Source organism: Methylobacterium sp. WL18 (genome assembly GCF_008040015.1).
GTDB classification, from domain to species: Bacteria; Pseudomonadota; Alphaproteobacteria; order Rhizobiales; family Beijerinckiaceae; genus Methylobacterium; species Methylobacterium mesophilicum.
Genome location: NZ_VRVD01000700.1, coordinates 1 through 2,279, shown reverse-complemented (window position 1 = coordinate 2,279; position 2,279 = coordinate 1). Strand labels below are relative to the sequence as shown.

Here is a 2,279-nt window from a genome sequence, read left to right as displayed (position 1 = left end):
CGCCGCCCTGGTGCTGGGCGGGGCCTGGTGGCGCGACCCCGCGGGCTGGCGCCGCCGCCTCGCCCTCGACCGAGAGCGCCCGAACGGGATGCGGCCGGTCGTGCTGCTGGGACTCCTGCTGGTGTGGCCGGTGCTGCACATCGCCTGGGTCACAGGGACCGCCGAATTGTTCGGCGCGAGCTTCGGCCAGCGGGTGAGGCTGTCGCCGTTCATGAGCCAGAGCGCGGTCGCGGCCTGGCTGCTCTATCTCGCGGTGCTGGCGCCCGTGGCCGAGGAGTTGCTGCTGCGCGGGGAGGCCTTCGCCCGCGCCCGGGAGGCCCTGGGGCCGTTGGGCGCGGTGCTGGTCACGGCGGTGATCTTCGCGGCGGCGCATGTCTCGTCCTGGGGGCTCGCCCGGCCGGTCTCGCTGCTGCCGCTCGCGCTCGTGCTCGGCTGGCTGCGCTGGCGCACCGGCCGGCTGTGGCCCGGCATCGCGTTGCACGGCTGGTCGAACCTCGCCTTGGTGACATACGTGCTGTGGCCGGGGTAGCGCATCCGCCTGTAAAGGGGACGCTCGTCCCGCATCGAGACTCACACCCCCAATGCTCCTATACGGGGTTGGAACATGCCAGCCGCCATTCTGGTGCTCTGGAGTGCTCGATGGACGCTTATCACGACTTGCTGCGGCGCATCCTCGATGAGGGCGCCGTAAAGGACGACCGCACCGGCACCGGAACGCTCTCGGTGTTCGGCCACCAGATGCGCTTCGACCTGTCCGCGGGCTTTCCGCTGGTCACCACGAAGCGGCTGCACCTGCGTTCGATCATCCACGAGTTGCTCTGGTTCCTGGCCGGCGACACCAACGTGGCCGCCCTGCGGGCCAACGGCGTGACGATCTGGGACGAGTGGGCCGACGAGCACGGCGACCTCGGCCCGGTCTACGGCCGGCAATGGCGCTCCTGGGCCAAGCCCGATGGCGGCAGCGTCGACCAGATCGCTTGGCTGCTCGGCGAGATCCGGCGCAATCCCGATTCCCGCCGCCTGATCGTCTCGGCCTGGAACCCGGCGGACCTCGACCGGATGGCGCTCGCACCCTGCCACTGCTTGTTCCAGTTCTACGTGAGCGACGGCCGCCTATCCTGCCAGCTCTACCAGCGTTCGGCCGACGCCTTCCTGGGCGTGCCGTTCAACATCGCGAGCTACGCGCTCCTGACCCACATGATCGCCCAGGTAACTGGGCTCGCAGTTGGCGACTTCGTCCACACGTTCGGCGACGCGCATCTGTATATGAACCACCTGGAGCAGACACGGACCCTGTTGGACCGGGCGCCGCGCCCGCTGCCGCAGGTGCGCCTCAACCCGGAGGTTCGCGACCTGTTCGCCTTCCGGTACGAGGACATCGCCATCGAGAATTACGACCCGCACCCGGCCATCTCGGCCCCGGTGGCGGTATGAGCACGACCATTTCGCTGGTCGCGGCGCTCGCCCGCAACGGCGTGATCGGCCGCGACAACGGGCTCGCCTGGCACCTGTCCAGCGACCTAAAGCGGTTCAAGGCGCTGACCATGGGCAAGCCGATGCTGATGGGCCGGCGGACCTGGGCCTCGATCGGCCGTCCGCTTCCGGGCCGCCGCACCCTGGTGCTCACCCGGGATCCCAGCTTCCGCGCCGAGGGCGCCGAGGTCGTCCACGACTGGGACGCCGCCGTCGCGGCCGCTTCCGGCCCGGAGCTGATGGTGGTCGGCGGGGCCGAGATCTACGCCCTCGCCCTGCCGCATGCCGACCGGCTCCACTTCACCGAAGTCGAGGCCGAGCCGGAGGGGGACGTGCGCTTCCCCACGTTCGATCGGGTTGCGTTCCGCGAGACCTTCCGCGAGGCACACCCGGCCGGCCCGCGCGACGAGCACGCCTTCGCGTTCGTCGATTGGGCACGCATCCGCTGAGGCGCGCCGCCGCGGTTGTGTTCCGGCCTGTGCGTGCCCACCTGCCAGCCTTGACAGCGTGGGGCGCACACCCGCAGGTGCCTGTCGGGCGTGCGATCTCATGGGGCTCCTGGCCTCTCGAGAAGAGTCGCCCGCGCAGGCGTTTAGCCACCAAACCGACCCACCGGTCCCGCGAACGGGCCGGCGGGCGGGATGAGGTGGGCGAGCGTGGCCGTTCAGGCAGGGAGACGCGGTCCGGGGAGCACGCTCAGCGTGCGGACCGGGTGCGGGCAGGCAGGAGACGACGGCTAGGATGCTTTGGAGCAATCAGAGCGGCGGTGGCGGCGGCGGCCCGTGGGGTCGGCCCGGCGGCAACGG

General features: G+C 70.8%; 3 protein-coding genes. All 3 read left to right on the top strand.

The features are described from left to right. The coding region (locus FV228_RS27170; protein WP_147857357.1) for a CPBP family intramembrane glutamic endopeptidase at positions 1-529 on the top strand (529 nt) is incomplete at its 5' end. 110 nt (positions 530-639) lie between these two features. Then, positions 640-1,434, top strand: coding sequence for a thymidylate synthase (locus tag FV228_RS27165; RefSeq protein WP_147857356.1), 795 nt, complete (start codon positions 640-642; stop codon positions 1,432-1,434). Next, positions 1,431-1,922, top strand: coding sequence for a dihydrofolate reductase (locus FV228_RS27160; RefSeq protein WP_147857355.1), 492 nt, complete (start codon positions 1,431-1,433; stop codon positions 1,920-1,922). Before FV228_RS27165 ends, FV228_RS27160 begins: the two co-directional genes overlap by 4 nt. Positions 1,923-2,279 lie beyond the last annotated feature (357 nt).